Genomic DNA, 24,394 nt, shown 5'->3' with positions numbered 1-24,394 from the left:
GATGCGTTAAATCGTGTAAGCCGTCATTATGACGGCTTTTTTGTCTGTCTACATTTTCTGTAAGTTTAATCTTTGCGAAAAGAAGCACCGCTTTATGATGAATCCCAATCGGGGTTTTAATCGTCAAAGTCGCTATTTTAGCGGCTTTTTATTATTTTTCTTACAAATCTATATCCGTCCTTGAGAACAAGAGGTTGATCTGGTCACTCGTTTGAAAAATATCTAAATATTAAATTTACAACAAAATGTGACCAAATACCGTCCTTGAGAGTGTTAGAGATATAAAGGAGGGCAGAACAACCATGCAGCGATCAATGCCCCAACGGGGAGATCATATGATGAAAGTCTATGAGACTTACGCGGATACGCTGTTCCGGATTGCCATGGTGCACCTCGGCAGGAGAGAGGACGCGGAGGAAGCCACTCAGGATACCTTCATCAAGTTAATGGAAAAAGCCCCTACGTTCAACGATGCAGAACATCAGAAAGCATGGTTGATCCGGGTCATCACCAATCATTGTAAATCCTTATTAGGCAGAGGCTGGCGCAAACGAGAGGTCAAGCTGGAGGGAGCAGATCCCCTTACGACAGACGACCCCGAAGATCAGGCACTAATTGAACTCGTGCTGTCACTGCCCGTCAAGTATAGATCGGTGGTTCATTTGTACTATTACGAAGATTATCCGATCCGGGAAATCGGCGAGATTCTGCAGATCAGCGAGTCTGCAGTGAAGATGCGATTGAAGCGGGGAAGACAGCTGTTAAAACTGGAGCTGGAAGGAGAAGAACCCCAATGAACGAGGAACAATTCAAACGAAATTATAAGAAAGCGGTGGACCAAATGAAAACAAATGACCAAATGAAAAAACGGATAGAGCAAACCTTGAACACACAACGTCATGAACAAAAGCGCCGGCGAAAACCTCTATACATTGCAGCGAGCGTTGTCATTGCTGCCAGTGTTGGACTCGCGGCGCCAAGCATATGGCAGCAAGTGAGCGGACCAGCCGCGCCAGCGACGCAGGTGGCACAGGTCACTCCGGGTGTATCATTCGAACCGGTGGTGATTCCGAAGACAGAGCTGCCGGATTCCAAGAATGGCGTGAAAGCCGATATGCTTCAGCTGGTGGTTTATCAGGGCAATGTCTATACACAGTCTGCTACATCACTTGACGGTGCGGATGCGCTTGGCCTGCGAGGCGAGAAGCTCGGTACTACGACCGGGGGCATTCATGAGCTGAGCGACAAGGGGGAGTACACGGAGCTGGCCTCCAACATTGGAGAAGCAGACATCTATGCGGTCAACGGCTATGACACGAAATTCCGCATCATGTCCTACACCGAGATCGATGGTCAGGGGTATGCCCAACTGTTTGACCAGAGCAACGGCATCACTATCGGCAACGGCGAAGACCTGATCGGCAAGCTTCATCTCGAAGGCAACGTCACTTCGGCGCAGTGGGAGACCTTCGCCAGCTGGAACAACGGCTTGCAGCAGCTGCAACCGCTCGCAGCGGACAAATCGCTGAATAGCTTTATCTCAGTGCTATACGCTGCCAAACCGGTAGCGACAAGCCCTGAACTGGAGGAGCGCCTATACGGGCAGGAAGATCGCAAGATCATCTACCTGACGCTCGAAGATAAGACGCAGGTCCAATTAGTCCTATTTGGGGAAGGTCTGGTGCGTTATGGCAATGTACCGGTATTCTTCGAAATCGAGAAAGCTGCCTTCCAAGCGTTCTGGAACAGCCTGGGTGAGTAATAATCATGGAGTTTGACTCAACAAATCCAATAAAGCAACTCCACCAATCGAATTTTTTTGACTGATAAAATTTCTAATGATAATTGAAATATTTAAATTCCGATTTAAATCAATGTTATTTTCTATCATGAAACACCTCACCTTGAATATTCAAGGTGAGGTGTTTTGATCATAAAGGCGTCCATTGTCATTCCAATTGCCATACATTTTATTTTGTTTGGTGTTTGTTATAAATTTATCTAATCTTTTGTTAAATAACTCAGGTTGATTTTTATAGCTTTGGATGGTGTCGATTCGAATTCTTTTATAAAGATCTGGGAATGACGCAAAATTCTGATACACATCCGTGTCCTCTTTTAACCTCTGCTCAATAATAGGGTCAATTTTAAATGATTCGTAACTGAGATCAGGGAGAGCCTTTCGACCTTCATCTGTCATTAATCCCAACGATTCAAGGCGACGGGCTCGTTCTTTATTCAATTCAGTCCACGAACTTTTTTTGCTTCTCGGAGATAGTCTTTGAGCTAATTGAGTCAGGGAAATTTTCTTTTTTTGTCCATCAATCCATCCAAAACACAAGGCTTCTTCAACAGCATCCAGATACAACAGCGTACCTGGTGTTGATTTCATACTCACAACGATCCAGCAAGAATTTTCAGTCAAGCAGTGTTCTTGAAACCAAGATCTCAATTCGCTTTTTGACTTTGCTGGAAGCAGTTCATTAAGTAGCATTAGAAATTACGCTATCCAGGAATGTGTAAGCGTCGCTATTAAACTTCCAAACGATACCAAATTTATCAACCAACATTCCGAAGCAGGAAGACCAAGGCATCTCTGATAATGGCATGATCACATAGCCGCCTTCAGACAAAATAGTAAAGTAGTTTTTCATTGCCTGTTTATCATCAATAATGATACTAATGATTATATTGTTGCCTTTAACCAGCTCACCCGTTACATTCTTCATCGAAGGAAGAAGATCCGACATCATTATTTTCCCACCAGCGAATTCTAACGATGACTCCATAATCATATTTAACTCATTTTCTGGTAAAGGATAGTTTGGATCTTGTGGAAAATCCTTGAATTTCACTTTTTTTACCTCACTTGCGTTTAAAGCTTCTGAATAAAACGCGATGGCTTGCTCAGTGTTCCCATCAAAATTTAAATATGCAATAACTGACATGATAAAACCTCCTTCTTGTAATACATGAAGTGTAAGCTATAATAGGTGACAGCTAGATTGTCACCTATTATAGCTACGTTCAAAATTTATTTACCTAAAGAGGACTATCATGAACAAAATTGAAAGATTAATATCGATCATAATGATCTTGCTGCAAAAGAATGTGGTATCAGCCACCGAATTTGCGAAATTATTCAATGTGTCCAAAAGGACGATTCTACGTGATATGGAAACACTCGGATTATCTAACATTCCCATTTATGCTATAAATGGAGTGAACGGTGGATACGGGATTATGGATGAATACAAAATAGACAAACGACTTTTAAGTAGCAAAGATTTAGAAAATATACTAACTGCACTGGGTGGATTGGGAAAAATTCTCTTTAGTGACGAAGTAGAATCAACGCTTAAAAAGATTGAATCGATGATAGGTTCAACGATTTCAGGAGGTACAATTCAACTGTCTTTTTATAATTGGGATGGTCGTCCTGAAATTGTCCAAATCTTAAAGACCTGCCAGGAAGCAATAGAGCAAGGAAGGTTACTTACATTCGATTATATAGATCAAAGTGGAGTCAAGTCGCAGAGACGGGTCGAGCCATACCAGCTTCGTTTTAGTGAAATGAGTTGGTATTTGAAGGGGTTTTGTTTAGATCGAATGGAATATCGAACTTTTAAATTGTCTAGAACGGATAATCTGAATATCGATATTAAAACATTTGTTGCTAGAGATTATATGACTGAACAGAAAACAGAGCAATATTATAAACCGAAACTAATTACAATTAAAGTATTGATCTCACATCGAATAAAAGATCAATTTATTGAAAGGTACGGTCACAAAAGGATTGAAGCTTACAATTCTGAACTCCTTATAGCCGAAATAGATATGCCACAAAACCATTTTGGATTTCGGTTTTTAGCTGGTTTCGGGACGGATTTGGAAATCATAGAACCTAAAGCATATGTTGAAGAGTTTCGAGAGTTTCTAAATGCTATGTTAAATAAATATTCCTAAGAGCTCATTCTTATTTATGTTGAGTGTTTCTGCTTTGTATAGGGTTGTTTCTTTTTATGAAAAGAAGGAGGTACTTAGTTATGGGAAAAGCGATCTACTTAATTACAGGCGTAATGGCTTCTGGTAAGTCAACAGTGTCGGAGCTGCTGGCTTCCAAGCTGGGAAAAGCCGTGCATCTGCGTGGTGATATATTCCGTCGCATGATTGTATCCGGCCGCGAAGACATGTCCGCTGAACCGTCGGATGAAGCAGTCCGTCAATTATATTTGCGTTATCAGTTAGCCGCAAATGCCACAAAAACCTATTATGAGAATGGTTTTTCTGTAGTTTTGCAGGATAATTACTATGGTGCGGAATTAGTCTATATGATGGAGCAGTTAAAGGATTATCCGGTTCAGTTAGTTGTGCTGTGTCCTAAGGTAGAGGTGGTAAAAGAGCGTGAAAAGTCAAGAGGAAAGGTAGGGTACACTGGCTTTACGGTAGAGAATTTGTATTCAGACTTTTTGAAGGAAACGCCTCAAATGGGATTTTGGCTGGACAGTTCGGAGCAGTCACCTGAGCAATCAGTGAATGATATATTACAGCACTATAGATGAAAACCAATGACTAATTTCAAGTCGCAAAAAGTCACAGAATGCTCCGTATGTGTAGTTTTTCAAACTTTGTACAATGCGTAATGATCATTAAAATATGCAATAATAAAGTCCCGGAAATTTTGGGCCGAAGTAGTCAAATGTCTATCCTTCACCCAAGATAGTCCCACTGGATAGGTAGGATTAATATCCACAATTCTGACGTAAATCAAATCCAATTTTCTACAGACCGAAATTGGGAGCAGCGCGATACCCTGATTAACCTTAATAATTTCTGCCAGTAAATGAGAATCAACCTCGAATATATTCTTGGGAGTGAATCCTGCTTTTTTGCAAAGCTCGGTTGTAAAAAAGCTATATTCCTCATTATTAGCAAGGGAAATAAAAGATTCATCAGCCACTTTGCTTAGCGAAATTTCAGATTTTGTCGCAAACTTGTGAGTGGATGGTAAAACTAGCACGATATCTTCATTAATAAGGACACAACTTTCAATCTCATCGTCCGCTATAGGTGGACCTGCGATCCCCAAATCAATATCCCCTTTTTTTAAGCTTGCAAGGATGTCATTTCTAGCTCCGAGTCCTTGTTGTATATTGGTATCCGGCCACTGGGTAATGTACCTGCTGATCAATCCAGATAGGAATCTGGGATTTGAAATCGATATTTTGACGGTATGGTCAATTGCCATATCCTTCGTCTGTATTTCCATTCTTGCATTTTCAATTTCGGTGAAGATCCTGTTGACATGGTTCAAGAGGATTTTTCCGGAAGCATTCAATTGAATATTTCTTCCTTTCCGATCAAATAAGGTTGTACCCAACTCATCCTCAAGTCTCTTTATCGTCAGGCTTAAAGAAGGCTGAGCAATATTTAATTGTTCGGCAGCCTTAGAAATATGTTCTGTATAAGCGACGGTCTGAAAATATTTCAACTGAAGCAGCTCCACTATAGTGCACCTCCTATATTTATTATAATAAATGAGTTCATATATTATCATGTATTAGATTAAATGTAAATTGAGATGTAAAATGGGTTTTGTAATCATCATTTCGATAGAGAAATCAGACAACAGAATGAAGAAATTAGAGATCGGAAGGTGTCGTTCAGATGAGAAAGGAAGAAGTGGTTAAGCAATTTACAACTCCGCTAGATGCAGGGGCATTTCCTTTGGGGCCATATCGTTTTTATAATCGCGAATATCTGAACATTTTATATAGGACTGATCTGGAAAGCATAAGAAAAATCGTTCCGGAGCCATTGGAGGTTACCTCTCCGCTTGTAAGGTTTGAGATTATGAAAATGCCGGATGTAACAGGCCTTGGTTCCTATACAGAGTGTGGTCAGGTGATACCTGTGAGCTTTGAAGGGGAGGAAGGAGATTATCTCCACGCCATGTACGTAGACAGTTTTCCTGCAATCGCATCAGGCAGGGAGATAGGTGCCTATCCTAAAAAAATGGGCAAACCCAGTTTGTATGTAGATTCCGACACATTGGTTGGACTTATGGATTATGGCTCTTTGAGAGTGGCTACCGCGACCATGGGATATAAGCATTTTCCACTTGATCATTCGGAGGCGCTACAAGAGATTGTTAAACCAAATTATATGCTGAAAAAGATGCCTGGTTATGACGGATATCCAAGAATCTGTGAATTGGTCCGAAGCCAAATTACGGATATTAAAATACAAGGTGCCTGGTCAGGCCCTGCAAGACTGGAGCTATTCGCTCATGCTCTTGCGCCGATGGCAGATTTGCCTGTAATTGAGGTTGTTTCGGCTTCCCATATCATCACAGAGCTTTCACTGCCTTCTCCAACAGTTATATATGATTATTTAGCTGATGAAAAATAAACGTCATTAAAAGCAATCAAAAAGAAAAGGTAGGGGAATTCATATGAGAATTGCAATTTTAGGAGCAGGTTCCTTAGGAACCATTGCTGGTGCATATATTGCTGCCGGCGGACAAGATGTAGAGTTGATCGATGTCTATCAAGCACATGTGGACGCATTAAACCAGACAGGGGCCCAAATTACTGGCACTACGGATTTTCAGGCAAAGGTGAAGGCCATTACTCCTGACGACATGTCAGGAACTTATGATCTAGTCTTGCTTCTAACTAAACAGCTATATAACGAGTCCGTTCTAAAAGATCTGTTGCCGTATTTAGATGACCAAAGTGTTGTGCTTTCCTTGCAAAACGGTATCCCTGAAGAAAAGGTGGCTTCCATTGTTGGCCGAGAACGGGTGATTGCCGGATCTGTTGAATTTGGTGCTACGTTTATTGAACCGGGAGTATCAAGACTTACAACAGAGTTCAATCGCTTTAAGCAGTACGCTTTTCAAATTGGTGAATTAAATGGTGAAACAACCGAAAGAATTCAACAGATCAAATCTATACTAGACCTTGTGGGTGGAACACATATTTCCGATAACCTGGTGGGCACGAAGTGGTCTAAATTGCTTATTAACAATGCATTTAGCGGTCTATCTGCAGCACTAAACGTGGAGTATGGCGTTGTGCTTGATCATGATATTAGTATTGTAAGTGCCGTCCGTATTGCCGATGAAACAATCAAAGTTGGACACGCAAATGGTGTGAAATTTGCCACGATGGGTGGCTTTGATATTGAATCTTTGGAAATACAAAGTGATAAGGATATCCCGGAACGAATGGAAACACTTCGGATTCTCATGGAGTCCTCCAGACTGTTAAAAGCAAGTATGCTACAGGATCTCGAAAAGCAACGACAGACCGAAATTGATTATATCAATGGAGTAGTTCCACGGTCAGCTTCAGGCAAACAAATCTCAACACCTTATAATGATATGGTTGTAAGTTTAGTTAAACAAGCTGAAGAATCTCAAACCGTGCCTGATTTCGAGACTAATATTAAGTGCTTTGAAGAGCTTAACAATAACAGATGATATAAGCGATTTGTAGATCGCCAGAAAACGTGTTGAGGAGATAATTCCTCAATGCGTTTTTTTATCGCTAAACGTTTCCTTAAAGCTTAGGTCAATTGGGATATTGTCCCATAGTAGATCTCAGTAGAAACAGCAGATAATAAAAAGCAAGATCAAGTTCAAAGTTATTTGGGTTTAACTATCCACTACTACTTATGGGCAAAATAAGCTTAATCTCTCTTGTACACCTACTAAAATTTCTTCTGGCATCTCCTTAACCTGGATATCTCCACCTAAGAAAAGCAACCAATTGGTTATTTCGGTTAATTCTTCTGCATGATGAACGTTAATAAACGTCTTTATCACGGCTGTAGTTTGGTAAGGGTTCGTATAAGAAAGTGAAAGCTTTAAAGGATGGTATTTCTTGAACTGTGCAATCGCCTTTGGACCCAGTTCAAGGACAAGGTTATTCATTTCCTCCTGCTTACTTAGGTGTTCTAAAATCTTTTTCTTACTTAACTTTTTTTTCACAGGGAATAATTCTATATGGGTGAGATTATCGACAGATAAAATCCGTCTCTTTTCTTCCTCTAAGTCAAAGCCTTCAATGAGCCATAGGCTTTTTTCGCGATAAAGGTGTAGAAGATATATGGGATACGACTTTATTTCCCTTTCTTCTTGGACGGTAACCAACAAAGAGCTTTCTATTAGAAGAAGCTGGATGAGTTTTTCCAACATAGGGTGGGGCAGGTCTGACAGGTCAAGCAAGTCGGGATTATGGGGATTGGTCCCTTCAAAAAGCAATATTTGATTTAAAAGAACAAGGTCATCTTGCTGATTTTCGGAGATGAGGCCCAGTAACTTTTCGGTTAAAGACTGACGACTCTTTAGAAAAGGGAGTTGTTGATTTCGGGTTGCCATAAAGGCGAGAAAAAGAGCTTTAATTTCATTATCCGTAAAGCGGACAGTGGGCAAGACAGAGTTGTTCATGACAAAATAACCACCATCCCTTCCAACTTCAGCGACAAGTGGCATACCCATGGCTTCAATTTCTCGGATATCTCGAATAGCAGTCGAACGAGAGATATTAAATTCCCGCATGATTTCAGAAATGGTAAAGTGAGCGCGGTTGTTAATATACCTCATGATGATATTAATCCGTTCAACTTTTTTCATCGGGTCCTCCTAAACAGTATCATAATTTGACATGATTTAAGGTTATTATAAACCCATCAAGTGAAAAGACAAATGCATTGATAAATTTAAAGAGGATGGTGTTACGAATGAGTAATTATAATTTTGAAGAAAAAGACAGCTTTATCGTTTTGGGTATTGGAACGGAGCTTAAGAGCAACTACACAGACTATGCTGGTATTAACAAAGAAAAGGCTGATTTTTGGTCGGCTGTGAAAGAAGATGGAAGTCTGGACTCTTTAAAAGCAATAGCGACAAATGACTATATTTTTGCCGTGAACGAAGCGGTGAATAACAAGATGATGCATTATGCTGGCGTCATGACAGAAGAAACACTGCCAGAAGCAACCAGAGTGATCCAATTCCCTAAAGGTGAGTACCTGGTCGTTAAAGGGGAAGGGGCAACATCTGATGAGTTAAGTAATAACCTTACTGGCGTTGCTTTTGGTCAAGTCCTTCCAACGGAAACGAATTATGCTTATGTCGGTGGGCCAAATACTACGGTTGAGATGGGACAACGAAACGGCTTGTTATTTGGTGAAATATGGATTCCTGTTGTTAAGAAATAAACTTGAAGGAGAGATCGGAATGTCGTATATCGTTGATTTTAAAAATGTGTCTACGGTCGGATTAGAGTCTTCACCAGTAGCAGCAGCACTTGCAGGTTTACGTGCAAATGAAGCCCGTTATTTTATGAACAAATATAAGCATGAATTTACGGTTGTTCCTGCTGGCGAAAGTCAGGACACCCTTGACTATGTAACACGAATTTTGAAGGAGGAACGTGATATTGAGTTTGCAGCCAAGCCTTTAGAGACGTCGGCTTTTGAAGTAGAAAATATTCGATTTTCCTACGTCTTTTATGAAGATGGTCTTGGACTCAATGTCATGTATACGGTGGATGACCCTAAGAAGCGGGCCGTGGGTTTTAAGCTTTCTGAGGGGATGGAAGTTCCAGCGGAGTTGGAAGGCAAGTTTAAGTTTGCCAGACAGAAATCTAAGTTAGCTGGAACGATTCGGGGTTCATTTTTTGTAATCAAGAGAGAGTATTGATATTGAAGTGGGATAAAGCGTATGTGAAAGAAGCAGAACATAGCCCCATTGAAGTCGCTGTTTAGCGGCTTTTTTTGTTTTATCGGTGCAGCTAGCTTTGGAGAATTTCTTTCTTAGTTTCATCTAAAAAAGCAGATAGTGCCGGTGTAATGAGGGTGTCTTTTCGTTTAACGAACATGGTTGTTACTGAAGAATACTTCTCCGGTAAGGAGTGGCAGGTTACCTTGTCACGTACTTCATAATCCGAAATGATGGAATAAGGTAGTAAAGTGATACCCATACCTGCGCTAACACAAGCAATTATCGTTTCGAGGGTTCCAAATTCCATTAATTTCACAGGCAATAATCCTTCTTCTTGTAAGAGAGTGTTAAGCTTGGCTCGGTATGAACATCCTTTGGGAAAAACGAGCATCGTATGATTTTGTAAATCATGAATCGAGTGTATCCGGGGATGGTTGGGTGAAGTAACAAGAACAAGCCTCTCTTCAATGACTTTGTCCTGCGTGAGATCTGGGTGTTCTATCGGACCGGAAACAAAAGCTCCATGCAGTTCATAATGCAGGACTCCATGAAGCAGCTTTTCTGTTGGCCCTGTAACTAATGAGAAATCTACATTTGGATATTTCAAATGATATTGCGCGAAAACGGAAGGCAGCCGGACTGCTGCAGTTGTTTCCATAGAACCGATAATGAGAGGACCTGAAGGAATGGAGCTGCTTCCTACTGCGGCTTTGGCTTCGTTAATGGTATTTAGTATCTTTTCGGCATAACCTACTAAAACTTGTCCAGAAGGAGTAAGTGTAACTCCCTTTTTGTGGCGATAGAATAAGACGGTTTGAAGATCGGCCTCTAACTGTTGAATTTTGTGTGTAACATTGGATTGAGCATAATTTAGGCTTTTAGCTGTTTTGGAAATACTTCCTTCATGAGCGGTTTGAATGAAAATCTCCAGCAAGTGAATATCCAAGTTGACCCTCCTTTAGAAAACAATCTATCTGAAATCATGATATATAACATCTGATTTACGGATTATACAAGATGGATAAACTCGATGTAAACTATAAAGAATGGAATCCGAATTGATGAGGAGGGAACCTCGATGTCTATTCAATTAAACAGTAAGTTCTGTGAAAGCTTCAATATTCGTTATCCAATCGTTCTTGCGGGGATGGCGGGTATTGCAAACATGGCACCCCTAGTCGCTGCGGTTTCTAATGCAGGTGGGTTAGGGACGTTAGGCGCTGCCTATATGAGTCCTGAGGAACTAAGAGGCGCGATACACGAGGTTAAAAAACGGACGCAAGCACCGTTTGCCATAAATATTTTTGCTCATGTTGGACCGGATCACTATACGAATTTTGAGGCGGTAAACGAAGAGTTGACCCCAATTCGAGAATCCTTGGGTGTGAAGCAGCGTGCTCAAGATGAAATACGTACACCCAATCATTTTGAAGAACAGTTTGCTATCTTGCTGGACGAAAAAGTCCCGATTATTAGTACAACGTTTGGATTATTTTCCGAGCATCATATGCAGAAGGCAAAATCGTTAGGGATCAAAATTATGAGTAAGGTCACCACGGTAGAGGAAGCCATTCAAGCGGAGAAGCGCGGATGTGATGTCATCGTTGCACAAGGTAGTGAAGCAGGAGGGCATCGAGGAACTTTTGATGTATCATCTCAGCCTAGTGGAGCAAATATCGGAACCATGGCACTAGTCCCACAAATTGTAGATCACGTTCATATTCCAGTCATTGCTGCCGGCGGAATTATGGATGGCAGAGGACTGGTGGCTTCACTCGCTTTAGGAGCTCAAGGTGTACAAATGGGAACTCGTTTCTTAACATCAGTTGAGTCTGGCGCACATAAGGTATATAAACGTGCATTGCTTGATAGCACAGAGGAAAGCACCGTAATTACAAATGCCTTTTCTGGCCGGCCGGCGCGTGGCATCAAGAACGACTTTATACAACATTGGGAAGCATCCAGTATTAAGCCGCTAACCTTTCCTACCCAAAATACATTAACTCGCGAGATTAGAAATGCTTCAGCTAAGCAAAATAATCCCGAGTATATGGCCCTTTGGGCAGGTCAGGGAACGAGAATGTTAACAGATAACCAATCTGCAGGCGATATCATCAATCAAATTGTAGAAGCAGCCAGAAATATAATTTAGTTGGGATTATAATTTCACATCCAGCGAATAACGATCGCGAAGTACTGATAAATGGTGAAGCTCATGTCCAACCAAAATATAGGCGATCGATCGAGCTGAAGCAGGATTATCACTGACGATCCCTCTACAGAGCCAAGCTTCCGGCGTGAGGTGACGGAGCATAAGAATGGTAGAACGGCGTGTGACGACATATTCTTCGTTCAAATCGGCTACGGTATACGCGTTAAAAGGTTGGCTCTGCATAAGCACGTCCTGATCGTAGCCAGGATGATTCGCTTTGTCACCTCTGGCGATGCGAAGCAATCGACTGCTCATGATGCGTTCGTTATCCAAAAGGTGGCCGATGACCTCCTTCACGCTCCATTTGCCTTCGGCGTAACGATAGTTTGCTTGCTCCTCTGTTAATGAAGAAAGCAAAGTTTGTACGATGTTGGCCTGCTGCTCTAACTGTTCGATGAGGTTCCCTTCAGGAACAAGCTGGATGTACCCTTCATAAAAAGCTGCATACTCCTCTGTAGTCGGTCTTTCAACCATGTAAATGCCTCCTTTGGGATTCTTAGATCTGGAATATATTGTAGCATATATCTTACTTCAAGCATTGAATAGGCCCCTCTACTTTATGGGTGGAAGGGCCTATTTCATGTGATTTGCAAAGTTATATGGTTGGGTTGTTCCACGATCAATCCGTACGTCGTATCCCTTTTTGTTGAACAAATTTCTCCAAAGTCGAAAAATCCTCAGTCACTTCTTTGAATGGCAGCGTATCCAGCACCTGTTCCCGGTAACTCTTTTTTGCCGCTGCGCTGAGACGGGAGTCGAGTATGCTGAGTATGCCAAGATCCGTTTCACTGCGAATCAAGCGTCCCGTTCCTTGCCTTAACCGGAGAAGCATATCCGGTACAAACACCTCCATGAACGAATTCTTCGTTACAGATGCCTTATATTCATAAATAGGGTCTGAAGGAACAGGGAAGGGCAGCCGGAAAATAATGACCTGTGACAGGTCAGAACCCTCGATATTCACGCCTTCCCAGAATACACCGGTACCCAGGAGCACACCTTCGCTTTTCCTGAATTCGGCGATGACACTGTCCTGGGAAGATCCTTCTTTTTGAACATGAACTGCCCCTTTATATTCATCAGGCCTTGAAATTAGCTTCTTATGAATGTATTTCATGTCTTCCTTTGCTGAAAAAAGGACGATTGTTCTTCCTTGTGTTAAATTACAGAGTTGAACCAATTCGTTGTACGCTGCTTCAAGATAGTTTTCGCGCTGATCATGGTGGTAATATGGAACTTTGTTGGAGATGTACATCATGGTATGGTTGGTGTAATCAAAAGGGGAGGATTTTCGATCCATAAAATCCCCCTTATAACCGAGGGACTGCGTCAAATAAGAGTATTGTTCCTCCAGCGTATCCCCACCTTGGCACAGCGTTGCCGACGTTAGGATAACAGGCGCTTTGCCATTAAATAAAGCATACTTCAGAAATTGGCTTATATCTTTGGGACAGATGCTGATTGTGGCTACTCCCAAGGGACTGCTTGCCCATATGAGATAGTTATCCTCTATTTCAGCCAAAACATGGATGAGGGTAATAAGCCCGTTTATAGCTTCAAAAGCGTCATCAATCTCCCGTTCGTGACGGGAGGTCAAAATGGAAAGGCGAAGACTAAGATCTTTCAAATCGTTCGAGACTTGGTTTAACGGTATACCTTTGATTTCCGACACTTTTATACGGTCGCTATCCTGCTTCGCATGGTGGAGCAGATCCGCGTTTATCTGTTGGAAGATTCGTTCAACACATTTTTTTATAAACTTGGATTGTGAGAAGAGACTTTTATCCCCGGACTGCTTCGTTAGAAGCTGTACAGTATTATCCAGAATGCGGCTGATTCCCCGATAAGTAAACTCAAGCGTTCTGGCATCTCGAACTTTTGCTTCCAGATTATGCGCTTCATCAATGACGATCAGAGCCGGCTGTTCCGAGATGATACTCTTGGTTCCTTCTTTTTTCTTCATCAAATCCCGTATGAGCAGGTCCTGGTTCACAATAATAAAATCAATCTCATGAGCCTTTGCATTTAATTTAGCTCTCATATCGTAAAACAAGCACGCATTTTTATGATGGCAACGTTCAAATTTGCAATCATTTACGGAAAAGTTGGACCATTCGGCATCACTAATTCCAGCTTTAATATCCGCTCTTTCATCAATTTCAAAATCTAAAATGCGCTGGGCAAGGGTAGACAGTGAGGAGTTCGGATTATCAGGCCTGCTCCATTCCGCGGCCCTACTTCGGCACGCATACTGCCCCATACCTTTCCCAACGACAGAGCGAACTGTTGTGAAGCCCAACCTGCTACCAATGACTCTTAAATCTTTATGTATCTGTTCCGAAAGCTGAATGGAGGATGTAGCTATAATGACCGGTTTCTGCGACATTTGATTCATGAGCAGGCTCGGTATCAGGTAGCCAAAAGACTTGCCGATTCCGACACCAGCTTCAATCATGGCGTTATGCCCGTGGATATAAGCATCGGCTATATCGAGAGACATTTCTTGCTGCCCGATTCGCTCTCTAAGACCAATTCGAGGGAACCGATCATAGATTCGGAAGATGGCGTTAACCAAAGATCGTTCGATTTCCTTTTTTGATTCCCGTTTATTTATCTTATAGAGATCATTTAACCAGTTAATAACGAGCGCCCCCCTTCCAAATGAAAGATCCTCCTGTAGGAATTTTTTAGTCAAACTGTAATTATCTTAGATGGTGAGATAACAGTCAAGTGTTCATAGGTGTTAATCATGTACCCAAGCGATAATAGCAGCGACCCAACGCAACAAAACATACATCAATAGCGTCTATTCTTCTTACAAAGAACATCAACAGGAGTGAAATAGATGCAACTAAAAATGATGGCGATATTCGGTGCTGTTCTCGGCTCTATGCTCATATGGGCAGGAAGTGCAGATGCGGAAGAACGTTTTACCGATCTTCAGCATTCGAAGTGGGCAGAAGACGGTATCGAGTATATGGCCGAACGAGGAACGGTCGCAGGATATGGAAATGGAATATTTAAGCCCCAAGGGCTGGTAACAAGGGCGCAAGCCGTCACGTTTATGGTGCGAGAGCTTTATCCTCAAGAGCTGGAGAAACCAGTGGAAGGTACAACGACTTATTCGGATGTTCCGACAACTCACCCCTTTTATCGGGAAATCGCGTTAGCATCAAAAAACGGACTTGCCAGCGGATTTCCTGGCGGCTCCTTCCGTCCGGATGCACCGCTTAGCCGTGCCGAAACTGCAGCATTTCTTACGCGTGCGTATTCACTCTTGGAAGGCAAGCAACCAGCTAATTGGTCAGATACAAAACAACATTGGGCTGAAGCGCCCATTCTGATCTTGAGCTCCAACGGCTTGGTCGGCGGATATTCGGATGGTACTTATCGTCCGAATCAAACGGTCACGCGAGCGGAATATGCTGTATTTATGTCACGAGTGATTCGGTTCGAACGTGAAGCAGCCATTCGTACACAAGATTGGGACAAGCTGATATCCTATATGACCGTAAGCGAGCAAGTCGGCCAGATGCTTATGCCTGACATTAGGCAATGGAACGGTAAAGTGACTACGAACGTTCATGAAGGGCTGAAACGCAGCATTCATGATCAAGATTTGGGCGGGCTTATTCTTTTCGACAAAAATATTGTAGATATTAGGCAGCTTACAACGTTCACACATGACATGCAAAGGGAAGCCGGCGACATTCCTTTATTTCTTAGCATCGACCAAGAAGGAGGCGTCGTTAAGCGGATACCGGGCGGGACGAATCTGCCGGGGCAAATGGCGCTTGGCGCAACGGGAGATACAGCTCTAGCTGAAGCGGCTGGTCAGTTGACAGGAGAGGAGTTGAAGGCACTGGGGATACAGATTAACTTTGCGCCAGTGCTCGACATTAACAGCAATCCAGACAACCCAATCATTGGCATACGATCGTTTGGCTCAGACGCGGATTTGGTGACGCGGCTTGGTCTCGCAACGATAAAGGGTCTACAGCAATCCGGTGTGATCGCGGCAGTCAAGCATTTCCCAGGGCATGGGGATACGACCGTAGACTCACATCTCGGTATGCCTGTGCTAACACATAACCGCGCACGGCTTGATGCGGTAGAATTAAAACCATTTCGGGATGCGATTGAGAACGGGGTCGAGATGATCATGACTGCACACATTGCTTTCCCGGCCATTGATAACGAGCATCTCACTTCACTCAAAGACGGAAAGAGTGTGCCCATTCCTGCCACCTTATCCAAAAAGGTGCTGACCGGACTGCTTCGGGGGGAGCTGGGATACGAAGGTCTGATCATATCTGACGCTTTTACCATGAATGCGATTGCGGAGCATTTTGGGGAGAATAAAGCCGTGGAACGTGCTGTTTCCGCAGGTGTTGATATCATCCTTATGCCAAAAGATCCGGCAGTTGCACATCAAACGCTCGTGAACGCAGTGAAGAGCGGGAAGATCCCGGACGAAACCATTCATGCTTCAGTGAAGCGAATTTTGGAGTTGAAAGCCAAATATGGTTTGTTTGAACGCAGCCAGACTCTAGCCCAAAAGTTAACCGAGCTTAACGGTGTCATTGGATCGAAGCAGCATCGTGCGGTGGAGCAGGAAATTGCCGAGCGAGCGGTCACCGTACTGGCCAGCCGTGAGGGTGTACTTCCGGATCAAATTCAACAAGGCGACCGGGTCGTTATTCTCGCAGCCGAACAGGAACAGGCAAAGCAGCTTGAAAAGCAACTGAAACAAGCTGCAAGTAACCTATCCCTGAAGACAGAAATTTCTCTTATTGGACAAGGGAAGACGAATGAAGCCCTCCAGGCGATTGGACAGGCCGACTACGTCATTCTCGCTTCTTACCAGTTCCGTAACGTGGCCAGTGAGTTCGGTTGGTCCGATTATCAAACCTTGATTGATACGATGAACAGGCGTAATCAGCGTTACTCCCTATTGTCGCTTGGCAATCCGTACGAGATGATTTATTTGCAGAATGTGCGCTCAGGGCTTGCCGTGTATGGAAAGCAGGAGTCCAATACGACAGCTGGGATCAAAGTGCTTGTTGGCCAACGGAAAGCTGAGGGCAAGTTACCGGTGAGAGCGGATTAAAACACAATTAATGATGTTGAAAAAGACTGATTCCAAATACGGATCAGTCTTTTTGGTATTTTGATCTTTGGTTCCGCCGGTCATGCTGTCCCTCATGTAATTCCTCGCTACCTACAAAATAAGGAGTAGAGTTATAATTAACTTAATCTGGAGGTGGTAACGCGTGAGATTAGAAGAAATGTTCACGGTACATGTGAACATTGGAAATCATTCGAATTACAGCGTGGATGATTCTGTTGTCATGTTTTTATTTACAGGGAATGTGACCGGAAAGTATTTTGAGGGAATGGTGCTTGATGGAGGGGTAGATACTCAAATTACTGTTATAACCCCGATCATATGAAATCCAAATCGATAGTAACCAGACCTGAATTGGAATAAGGATGGGAAGTTTCATAGTCGTCTTTCTTTTGTTCTGCATTCAATCCCAAGTGACATCTCCTCTGAATTATCTTTTTTCATTTACATAGACACATTTTTTTACTTTTCACCAAATCTTTTTTTACTCATGGATCAATGACGACGACCCAGATATTTTGATTCGGTATTATTACGTGGAAGCAGTGCTAACAAAAGTAATAGAATAATTTGGAATTATAGGATAAGATATATGCATCTGAACAAAAAGGAGCGAATTTCAAATGACTAACAAGGTGATTGTGCTTTAGGTTCACAGAAGGATATTTGCGTAACAAAGATTCCTTTTGTGGACATTGCAGTGCGGGAGATCGTCCCGACAATGTTTACTGGAGGAGATCATTATTAACTTTAACGAAGCTGTTAACATCAGCAATACGCACGTACTGGAATTGGTATGCGAGCTGTTTTATCTGGAGGGTTACAACATTCAGCTTATTCCACCTCATGAGGGTGGGCGGAATGTCGTTTATACCTGTGAGCAAGAGGGGCGTGAATCGCTCATACTCCGAGTGTCTTTTTTGCCTGACAGAAAGCGGGAAGATTACATTGCCGAACTGGAGTATGTCCGTTATTTATTTGAACACGGGGCAAGTGTCTCGAATGTAGTCAACTCGAAAAAGGGCCATCTGTTAGAAGAAATCACTTATAATCATCATACGTTTTTTGTCAGCCTGTTTAACAAGGCCAAGGGAAAGTTGCTGGTAGAAAATAATTATCAGTACCGAGAAGGTGTTCCACTTACCGAATACTATTATAATAGCGGCAAAGTTTTGGGCAAAATGCATCAGCTATCCAAAAGCTATGTACCCGTTCATCGCCGGCATCATTTTTTTGATAATTACAAAGGTGAATATATCAATAACTTGATACCTGAATCATTCTCGCTGCTTAAGGAGAAGATGGTCGAACTGCTGAATACTTTAAAAGGTTTGGATACAAACCAGGAAACATTCGGGATGATCCATTTCGATTATAATGATGGGAATTACTCAATCGATTTTGATACCGGTCAAATCACGGTGTATGATTTTGATAATTCCTGCTTCGGTTGGTATATGTATGATCTGGCAGATCTATGGACACACGGTGTGGGCTGGATACAATTCGAACCTGACGCCGGTAAACGCAAAGCGTTCATGCATGATTATTTTGAAACTGCCCTCGCTGGTTATACTTCCGAAACCAAGATCGAAGATTCGATGTTGGAGATGCTGCCTTTATTTATTCAAGTTACCCTTTTGGAGAATATCCTAGGTCAATTGGAGGAAATGCAGCATACTGGTGAAGAACCGGAAGATAACGAAGAAGTGTTGTATCTCATTAAATGTCTGGAAGAGGATATACCGTACAGGGGATTTTTCCATGACATATATTCGAGTGAAGCACCCTTTACGTTATGAGAAACGCTGAAGTGACTTACACCTGAAGCATGAATAACCAGTGACTAACCAAATGTGGAGGCAACCGGCATAGACCGGTTGCCTCTTTGTTTAGCTATGGCACTCTATTCAAATTTGGAAGGAGGCACGTTGTAAAATTTTTTAAATGCTTTGGAGAAGGTGAAGGGATCGGGATAGCCCAGAAATCCGGCAATTTGCTGGACCGTATATTTTTTCTCATACAGATAGTCCCGTGCCCGGTTCATCTTGATTTGATTGATGTACTGTCCCGGTGTAATACCCAGAATTTTCTTGAACAAAGAAATAAAATATTTCTCAGAGACACCGGCAATGGCTGCAAGCTCGTTAACTCGGATGGCACGATGCAGATTCGAATTCACGTAAGGGAATACGTTCTGCAGAACCTCCAGACTTCCTTCCGTTTTCCTCGATTTTCGGTCTTTTAGAAATTCACCATTATACAGACCTTGCCCGTGCAGCTCCAATATTTTTGCAATGACGAGAAGCAGAGAAGCTTTCAAATAGAGCGGACTTCCGGAAGCGCCGCTGTCCTGCTTGAACCTTAGATAGGACGAGGTGAACAATGTTGATTCCTCCCTAACCAGGTTGCCAGGTACGATGCCCGGCAGTTGAAACTCGCCCAGAATTCGCTTTTGCTCAGCAATGCTGAAATCAAAGTGGATGTATATGAATCGGCACAGCTCTCCAGTCGTGGAAGCCAGATAGGGCATATCCGGATAAAAAAATACAATGTCACCCGGGTCCGCCATATGTTCGATCCCATCGATGGTGATCTGGACGGAGCCTGCTGTAATAAACCACAGATCATAATCGGAATGAGACTTGTGCTCCATCCAATTGCTGTCGTGAGTTTGTTCCAAATAGGAGCTCATGCGAAGTGTGATATACTCCGAAAGTTCGTCCATTATACTCATATTTACTATTCCTGCATGCGTCTGATCCAACTCATCACCCCTCCACTTTATGACATCCTTCATTTTTTTAATAATCTAGCAAAGGATTTATCTCTTGTTAACTATCGTACCATATGACATGTTTTGAAAACTATCACACATTCCGATTCCAGCCCACTCACCTATAATGAATTTATATCGTTACGAGGAGGGTTATTGATGAATGCTACAAACACACAACATCCAAAGGTAGTTGTTATTGGTGCGGGCAGCCTGTTTTTCGGTCGTCAGTCCATCTGGCAGATGGTTCACTCACCATACTTGAACCAGGGAACTTTGGCTTTAGTGGATACGGACGAGGAGCGGCTCTCGAAAATGGTAACACTTGCAGAGAGGGTCGCCCGGGAAAACAATGTATCCTTAAAGATTGAGGGCTCGGTAGACCGAAGACAAGTGCTGCCGGGAGCGGACTTCGTTGTGCTTAGTTTTGCAGAGCAATCAGTCAAATACCGGGGAATTGACTGCCAAGTCTCTCTAAAATACGGCATTCGCATGTGTTCTGGCGATACGATTGGCCCGGGTGGAATCTTTAGGGCAATGAGAGAGCTTCCGGTTATTATGGAATGCGCCAGAGACATTGAAGAGCTATGTCCTGATGCCTGGGTAATTAATTATATTAATCCGTCTACCGTTCATGGCATCGCACTACATCGCTATGCGCCGAAGCTAAAATCGTTTGCCCTGTGCGATAGTCATCATATGCCGCATAAGAAAGCCTATTACGCTGTAAGAGCTGGAATCATCGAAAAGACAGACGAGTTCACCAATGAAATCGATCAGAAATTCGATTTCCGCATCGCTGGCGTCAATCATTTCACTTGGCTGCTTAAAGCGGAATTCGAAGGGAAAAATGTGATGCCCCTAATCGCGGAAGCCATGCGCAAAATGGCAGGTGATGAGAACAACGGCGGTGATCGCGGAGCAAAAGCTATTTTTAACGATGCGATTACCTACGAACTGTATGATATTTTCGGAATCATCCCCACTTGCACGGCGCATACGAAGGAATACGTTCGATATTGGCAAGGTCTCGGCAAGACTACAGACGCAATTCCGCCATTATCCATCTGGGAGACAGAGGACAGGTATCAGCGTCACGACGAAATGTGGCGTCAGGTTGATGACTTTCTTGAGGGGAACATCCCGATTACCGATTACATGAGCACCTTTGGCCCAGACCATGCGACTGATATCATTGAGAACATGGTAGGGAATTTGGGGAAGAAGTTTTTCATCAATACGCTTAATCAAGGCGCGGTAACCAATATGAATGCCGATTCGTTCCTGGAAGTGCTGTGCGATGTGGGAATGGATGGAGTTAAGCCAGTTCATGTAGGCGAGATGCCGCGTGGAGTAAGAGGAATGCAAGAACTTGTACTGGATACACATGAGCTGACGGTCGAAGCTGTTCTGGAGCAGAGCTACGAGAAGCTGAGAAGGGCGATGCTCACCGATCCGCTCGTGAATTCCATCAGTGACGCGGACAAGATCATTCATGAATTGTTGGAACTGGAGCGTGATATGATTCCCGACGTCTGGTACAAGGACAGACTGCAGTATACCTAAGGTATAGATAATGATAAAAGATCACGTTGACCTTCTGAAGGAAACTACGTGGTCTTTGATTTTATTAATAAATTTTAGTTCATTTGAAAAGTTAAATAGGTATAAAAATAGCTTATCTTAGAAGGGATTTATGACCATTGGATAATAATGACATTGACATCTGTGGCGTTTTCTAAAATAATAAATGTAATTGAATACTGGTACCTTTAATTCAGTCCAGAGAGGCTGGCAAGGGCAGCGGATTTTATAATCACGCGTGAATCAGGGCATATCCCCACAGGGATGCTCTGCGTCTTCGCGCGGATTATGATGCAAAAAGAGGCTACTTGTCAGTGTGTAACTTGACGAGTAGCCTCTTTTTTCTGCTTTTTTTTGGTATCAGATACACTTTAAGCTGGAGGTATTCTGATGAGCAAACAAGATCAAGAGTTTTCATGGCAAGAGGTGCCAAAAACGCAGAGAAATCATTTTTGGAAGACGTTATCCGTCATGTTGGGTTTCACCTTCTTCTCGGCGAGTATGTTGGCAGGGGGTACGCTTGGAGTCAGTTTGACGTTTATGGAGTTCATTGGCATCGTGCTTGCTGGCAATTTGGTGCTCGGTATCTATACAGGGGCACTGGCACATATCGCTGCCAAGACGGGTCTTTCCACACATTTACTTGCTAAATATGCGTTTGGTGCGAAAGGATCGTACCTGCCATCGTTCCTGCTTGGCTTTACACAGGTCGGATGGTTCGGGGTAGGCGTGGCCATGTTCGCAATTCCGGTTGCCAAAGCGATGGATTGGAACGTGTACCTGTTAATCTTGCTGTTTGGTCTTGCTATGACGGCATCTGCCATCTTCGGTATGAAGTCGCTCGTCATCTTGGGTTATATCGCGGTTCCGGCTATTGCCATTCTCGGCGGTTACTCCATGTTCAAAGGTGCAGGATCGCTGGGAGGTCTGCAAGGATTGCTCGATTACACGCCGACAGAGACACTCACCGCGGCTGCAGCATTGACCATTTGTATCGGTTCATTCATTAGTGGCGGAACGCTGACGCCCGATTTTGCCCGGTTTTCCCGTACGTCCAAGCAGGCGGTTACCGCAACGGTTATTGCCTTCTTCCTTGGGAACTCGCTTATGTTTCTGTTCGGGGCAGTTGGTGCAATGGCATATAACCTGGCTGATATCTCGGAGGTCATGTTCCTGCAAGGCTTGCTCATTCCCGCGATCATCGTTCTTGGACTGAATATCTGGACAACCAACGATAACGCCTTGTACGCCTCCGGATTGGGTTTTGCCAACATTACTAAAATTTCGAAAAAGTTCTTCGTCATCGTAAACGGCATTGTGGGTACAGTATTTGCCATGTGGATGTACAACAATTTCGTCAGCTTCCTGAATGTGCTGGGCGCGGCGGTACCGTCCATTGGGGCCATCATCATCGCGGACTATTTCTTCGTGAAGCGCAGAAACTATAAACCGTTTGCCGAGATGAGTTTCAAAACTGTAAACTGGGTAGCGATGGTGGCTTGGGCCATCGGCGTTGCGTTTGCTCAGCTGGCTCCAGGAGTAACACCACTGAATGCACTGCTCGGTACGGCGGTGGCCTACATCGTGTTGATGCTGATCGTTCCTAACAAAGAATCCAACAAAGAAAAGGGGAAAATAAATGATTATACAGAACGCAAAATTGCGGGGTAAAGAAGGTCTATGGAATATCGTTGTCAAGGAAGGGAAGTTCGAACAAATTACGCAGGAGCTGCAAGCCACTGCAAATGAGGAAATACTTGACGTCAACGGTTCACTTGTACTGCCACCATTCATTGAGCCTCACATCCATCTGGATACAACGTTAACGGCTGGCGAGCCGGAATGGAATTTGAGCGGAACGCTATTTGAAGGCATCCAACGTTGGTCGGAACGCAAAGCATTCTTGACACATGAAGATGTTAAAACCCGCTCCAAAACAGCACTGAAATGGCAGATGGCGCAGGGGATCCAACATGTGCGGACACATGTGGACGTTACAGATCCAAGCTTGACGGCAGTCAAAGCGATGCTTGAAGTTAAAGAAGAGATGGCACCATACATCGACATCCAGCTTGTGGCTTTCCCACAGGAAGGTATTCATTCCTATCCGAACGGTGCAGAACTGCTGGAAGAGTCACTGAAAATGGGCGTTGACGTGGTCGGCGGCATTCCGCACTTCGAATTCACGAGAGAATACGGCGTTGATTCGATGAAGGTTGCTTTTGACCTTGCCGAAAAATACGACCGTCTGATCGACATCCATTGCGACGAGATCGATGACGAGCAATCCCGCTTTGTGGAAGTTGTTGCCAAGGAAGCCTACGAACGTGGACTGGGCTCTCGCACAACGGCAAGCCACACGACGGCGATGGGGTCTTACAATGACGCATATACGTACAAATTGTTCAGATTGCTGAAGATGGCTGACCTCAATTTCGTCTCCAATCCGTTGGTCAACATTCACCTGCAAGGACGCTTCGACACGTATCCAAAAAGAAGAGGTCTGACTCGCGTCAAAGAGCTGCAGGAAGCTGGTCTTAACGTATGTTTCGGTCATGATGATATTTTCGATCCATGGTATCCGCTAGGAACGGGCAACATGCTCCAAGTACTACACATGGGTATTCATGCTTCGCAGTTGCTGGGCTATGATCAAATCGTAAATTCGGTCGACCTCATTACGAAAAACAGCGCAAGAACGTTGCATATTGAGGATGCATACGGAATTGAAGTAGGAAAACCCGCCAACTTCATCGTTCTTGAAGCAGAGAACGAATACGAGGCTGTTCGCAAACAGGCTGGTGTACTGTACTCGTATAGAGGTGGCCGCAAAATCGCGGAAACAAAACCTCGAGATATGTCCATCATTTTGGAGAGCGGTACAGAGAAGGTTACTTTCAATAAATAATGAAGAAAATATAACCCATTAAAAGTCGCTATTTTAGCGGCTTTTTTATT

General features: G+C 43.4%; 23 protein-coding genes. 15 read left to right on the top strand and 8 right to left on the bottom strand.

Features of this window, described 5'->3' with window-relative positions:
* The first annotated feature begins 302 nt into the window (after nucleotides 1–302).
* Together HP548_RS16535 and HP548_RS16530 are read left to right on the top strand one after the other, a co-directional pair.
* Nucleotides 303–797 carry an RNA polymerase sigma factor gene (locus tag HP548_RS16535; RefSeq protein ID WP_076289255.1) on the top strand — a complete coding sequence of 165 codons (495 nt, stop codon included), beginning with the start codon at nucleotides 303–305 and terminating at the stop codon, nucleotides 795–797.
* On the top strand, nucleotides 794–1,762 hold the full coding sequence (locus HP548_RS16530; RefSeq protein ID WP_175382278.1) for a hypothetical protein: 969 nt from the start codon (nucleotides 794–796) through the stop codon (nucleotides 1,760–1,762). The genes HP548_RS16535 and HP548_RS16530 overlap by 4 nt, the downstream gene beginning before the upstream one ends.
* Before the next feature lie 150 nt (nucleotides 1,763–1,912).
* On the opposite strand, the gene HP548_RS16525 is transcribed toward HP548_RS16530, so the two are convergent.
* Together HP548_RS16525 and HP548_RS16520 are read right to left on the bottom strand one after the other, a co-directional pair.
* Nucleotides 1,913–2,494 carry a YdeI/OmpD-associated family protein gene (locus tag HP548_RS16525; protein WP_175382277.1) on the bottom strand — a complete coding sequence of 194 codons (582 nt, stop codon included), beginning with the start codon at nucleotides 2,492–2,494 and terminating at the stop codon, nucleotides 1,913–1,915.
* Nucleotides 2,484–2,948, bottom strand: coding sequence for a VOC family protein (locus HP548_RS16520; protein WP_175382276.1), 465 nt, complete (start codon nucleotides 2,946–2,948; stop codon nucleotides 2,484–2,486). Before HP548_RS16520 ends, HP548_RS16525 begins: the two co-directional genes overlap by 11 nt.
* A 109-nt stretch (nucleotides 2,949–3,057) precedes the next feature.
* On the opposite strand from HP548_RS16520, the gene HP548_RS16515 reads away from it, so the two are divergent.
* Together HP548_RS16515 and HP548_RS16510 are read left to right on the top strand one after the other, a co-directional pair.
* Complete coding sequence (locus HP548_RS16515) at nucleotides 3,058–3,969, top strand: helix-turn-helix transcriptional regulator (protein WP_175382275.1); 912 nt, start codon at nucleotides 3,058–3,060, stop codon at nucleotides 3,967–3,969.
* A gap of 80 nt (nucleotides 3,970–4,049) precedes the next feature.
* A complete protein-coding gene (locus HP548_RS16510; protein ID WP_175382274.1) occupies nucleotides 4,050–4,565 on the top strand; it encodes an AAA family ATPase in 516 nt (171 codons plus the stop codon).
* 59 nt (nucleotides 4,566–4,624) lie between these two features.
* Here the strand turns inward: HP548_RS16510 and HP548_RS16505 are convergent, their stop codons facing one another.
* Complete coding sequence (locus HP548_RS16505) at nucleotides 4,625–5,509, bottom strand: LysR family transcriptional regulator (RefSeq protein WP_175382273.1); 885 nt, start codon at nucleotides 5,507–5,509, stop codon at nucleotides 4,625–4,627.
* A 161-nt stretch (nucleotides 5,510–5,670) separates the two neighbouring features.
* Here HP548_RS16505 and HP548_RS16500 point away from each other — a divergent pair, with 161 nt between their 5' ends.
* On the top strand, nucleotides 5,671–6,414 hold the full coding sequence (locus tag HP548_RS16500) for an acetoacetate decarboxylase (RefSeq protein ID WP_076289264.1): 744 nt from the start codon (nucleotides 5,671–5,673) through the stop codon (nucleotides 6,412–6,414).
* Between the two features lie 43 nt (nucleotides 6,415–6,457).
* Nucleotides 6,458–7,489, top strand: coding sequence for a ketopantoate reductase family protein (locus HP548_RS16495; RefSeq protein ID WP_175382272.1), 1,032 nt, complete (start codon nucleotides 6,458–6,460; stop codon nucleotides 7,487–7,489).
* A gap of 192 nt (nucleotides 7,490–7,681) precedes the next feature.
* On the opposite strand, the gene HP548_RS16490 is transcribed toward HP548_RS16495, so the two are convergent.
* Complete coding sequence (locus HP548_RS16490) at nucleotides 7,682–8,644, bottom strand: helix-turn-helix transcriptional regulator (protein WP_175382271.1); 963 nt, start codon at nucleotides 8,642–8,644, stop codon at nucleotides 7,682–7,684.
* 107 nt (nucleotides 8,645–8,751) lie between these two features.
* Here HP548_RS16490 and HP548_RS16485 point away from each other — a divergent pair, with 107 nt between their 5' ends.
* Both HP548_RS16485 and HP548_RS16480 read left to right on the top strand, forming a co-directional pair.
* Nucleotides 8,752–9,231 carry a GyrI-like domain-containing protein gene (locus HP548_RS16485; RefSeq protein WP_175382270.1) on the top strand — a complete coding sequence of 160 codons (480 nt, stop codon included), beginning with the start codon at nucleotides 8,752–8,754 and terminating at the stop codon, nucleotides 9,229–9,231.
* A gap of 19 nt (nucleotides 9,232–9,250) precedes the next feature.
* A complete protein-coding gene (locus tag HP548_RS16480) occupies nucleotides 9,251–9,715 on the top strand; it encodes a phage tail protein (protein WP_175382269.1) in 465 nt (154 codons plus the stop codon).
* A 91-nt stretch (nucleotides 9,716–9,806) separates the two neighbouring features.
* Here the strand turns inward: HP548_RS16480 and HP548_RS16475 are convergent, their stop codons facing one another.
* A complete protein-coding gene (locus HP548_RS16475; protein ID WP_175382268.1) occupies nucleotides 9,807–10,682 on the bottom strand; it encodes a LysR family transcriptional regulator in 876 nt (291 codons plus the stop codon).
* A gap of 132 nt (nucleotides 10,683–10,814) precedes the next feature.
* Here HP548_RS16475 and HP548_RS16470 point away from each other — a divergent pair, with 132 nt between their 5' ends.
* Nucleotides 10,815–11,888, top strand: a complete 1,074-nt coding sequence (locus HP548_RS16470) for an NAD(P)H-dependent flavin oxidoreductase (RefSeq protein WP_175382267.1) — start codon at nucleotides 10,815–10,817, stop codon at nucleotides 11,886–11,888.
* Between the two features lie 6 nt (nucleotides 11,889–11,894).
* On the opposite strand, the gene HP548_RS16465 is transcribed toward HP548_RS16470, so the two are convergent.
* Entirely contained in the window at nucleotides 11,895–12,422 is a 528-nt protein-coding gene (locus tag HP548_RS16465; RefSeq protein WP_175382266.1) for a DinB family protein, read from the bottom strand.
* Nucleotides 12,423–12,567: 145 nt separating this feature from the next.
* On the bottom strand, nucleotides 12,568–14,523 hold the full coding sequence (locus HP548_RS16460) for an ATP-dependent DNA helicase (protein ID WP_217504739.1): 1,956 nt from the start codon (nucleotides 14,521–14,523) through the stop codon (nucleotides 12,568–12,570).
* A gap of 270 nt (nucleotides 14,524–14,793) precedes the next feature.
* Here HP548_RS16460 and HP548_RS16455 point away from each other — a divergent pair, with 270 nt between their 5' ends.
* The 3 genes from HP548_RS16455 to HP548_RS16445 all read left to right on the top strand — a co-directional run bounded on the left by HP548_RS16455 (nucleotide 14,794) and on the right by HP548_RS16445 (nucleotide 18,878).
* Nucleotides 14,794–17,058 carry a glycoside hydrolase family 3 N-terminal domain-containing protein gene (locus HP548_RS16455; RefSeq protein WP_175382265.1) on the top strand — a complete coding sequence of 755 codons (2,265 nt, stop codon included), beginning with the start codon at nucleotides 14,794–14,796 and terminating at the stop codon, nucleotides 17,056–17,058.
* A gap of 163 nt (nucleotides 17,059–17,221) precedes the next feature.
* Nucleotides 17,222–17,401 (top strand): hypothetical protein, encoded by a 180-nt coding sequence (locus HP548_RS16450; protein ID WP_175382264.1) that lies wholly within the window; start codon nucleotides 17,222–17,224, stop codon nucleotides 17,399–17,401.
* Between the two features lie 361 nt (nucleotides 17,402–17,762).
* Complete coding sequence (locus HP548_RS16445) at nucleotides 17,763–18,878, top strand: phosphotransferase enzyme family protein (RefSeq protein ID WP_246318096.1); 1,116 nt, start codon at nucleotides 17,763–17,765, stop codon at nucleotides 18,876–18,878.
* Between the two features lie 104 nt (nucleotides 18,879–18,982).
* Here HP548_RS16445 and HP548_RS16440 read toward each other — a convergent pair whose 3' ends face one another.
* Nucleotides 18,983–19,813 carry a helix-turn-helix domain-containing protein gene (locus tag HP548_RS16440; RefSeq protein WP_175382263.1) on the bottom strand — a complete coding sequence of 277 codons (831 nt, stop codon included), beginning with the start codon at nucleotides 19,811–19,813 and terminating at the stop codon, nucleotides 18,983–18,985.
* Nucleotides 19,814–20,011: 198 nt separating this feature from the next.
* Here HP548_RS16440 and HP548_RS16435 point away from each other — a divergent pair, with 198 nt between their 5' ends.
* The 3 genes from HP548_RS16435 to HP548_RS16425 all read left to right on the top strand — a co-directional run bounded on the left by HP548_RS16435 (nucleotide 20,012) and on the right by HP548_RS16425 (nucleotide 24,344).
* A complete protein-coding gene (locus HP548_RS16435) occupies nucleotides 20,012–21,418 on the top strand; it encodes a family 4 glycosyl hydrolase (RefSeq protein WP_175382262.1) in 1,407 nt (468 codons plus the stop codon).
* Between the two features lie 408 nt (nucleotides 21,419–21,826).
* The gene (gene codB, locus HP548_RS16430; protein WP_076289273.1) at nucleotides 21,827–23,107 is read left to right on the top strand and encodes a cytosine permease; all 1,281 of its coding nucleotides are present in this window, start codon (nucleotides 21,827–21,829) and stop codon (nucleotides 23,105–23,107) included.
* Nucleotides 23,076–24,344 (top strand): cytosine deaminase, encoded by a 1,269-nt coding sequence (locus tag HP548_RS16425; protein ID WP_099856072.1) that lies wholly within the window; start codon nucleotides 23,076–23,078, stop codon nucleotides 24,342–24,344. Before codB ends, HP548_RS16425 begins: the two co-directional genes overlap by 32 nt.
* The last annotated feature ends 50 nt before the right edge of the window (nucleotides 24,345–24,394 follow it).

Origin of the sequence: Paenibacillus taichungensis, assembly GCF_013359905.1 — a bacterium.
In the GTDB taxonomy this organism is placed as follows: domain Bacteria; phylum Bacillota; class Bacilli; order Paenibacillales; family Paenibacillaceae; genus Paenibacillus; species Paenibacillus taichungensis.
The sequence above is the reverse complement of the archived record's forward strand: the minus strand, read 5'-3'. Positions and strand labels throughout refer to the sequence as shown.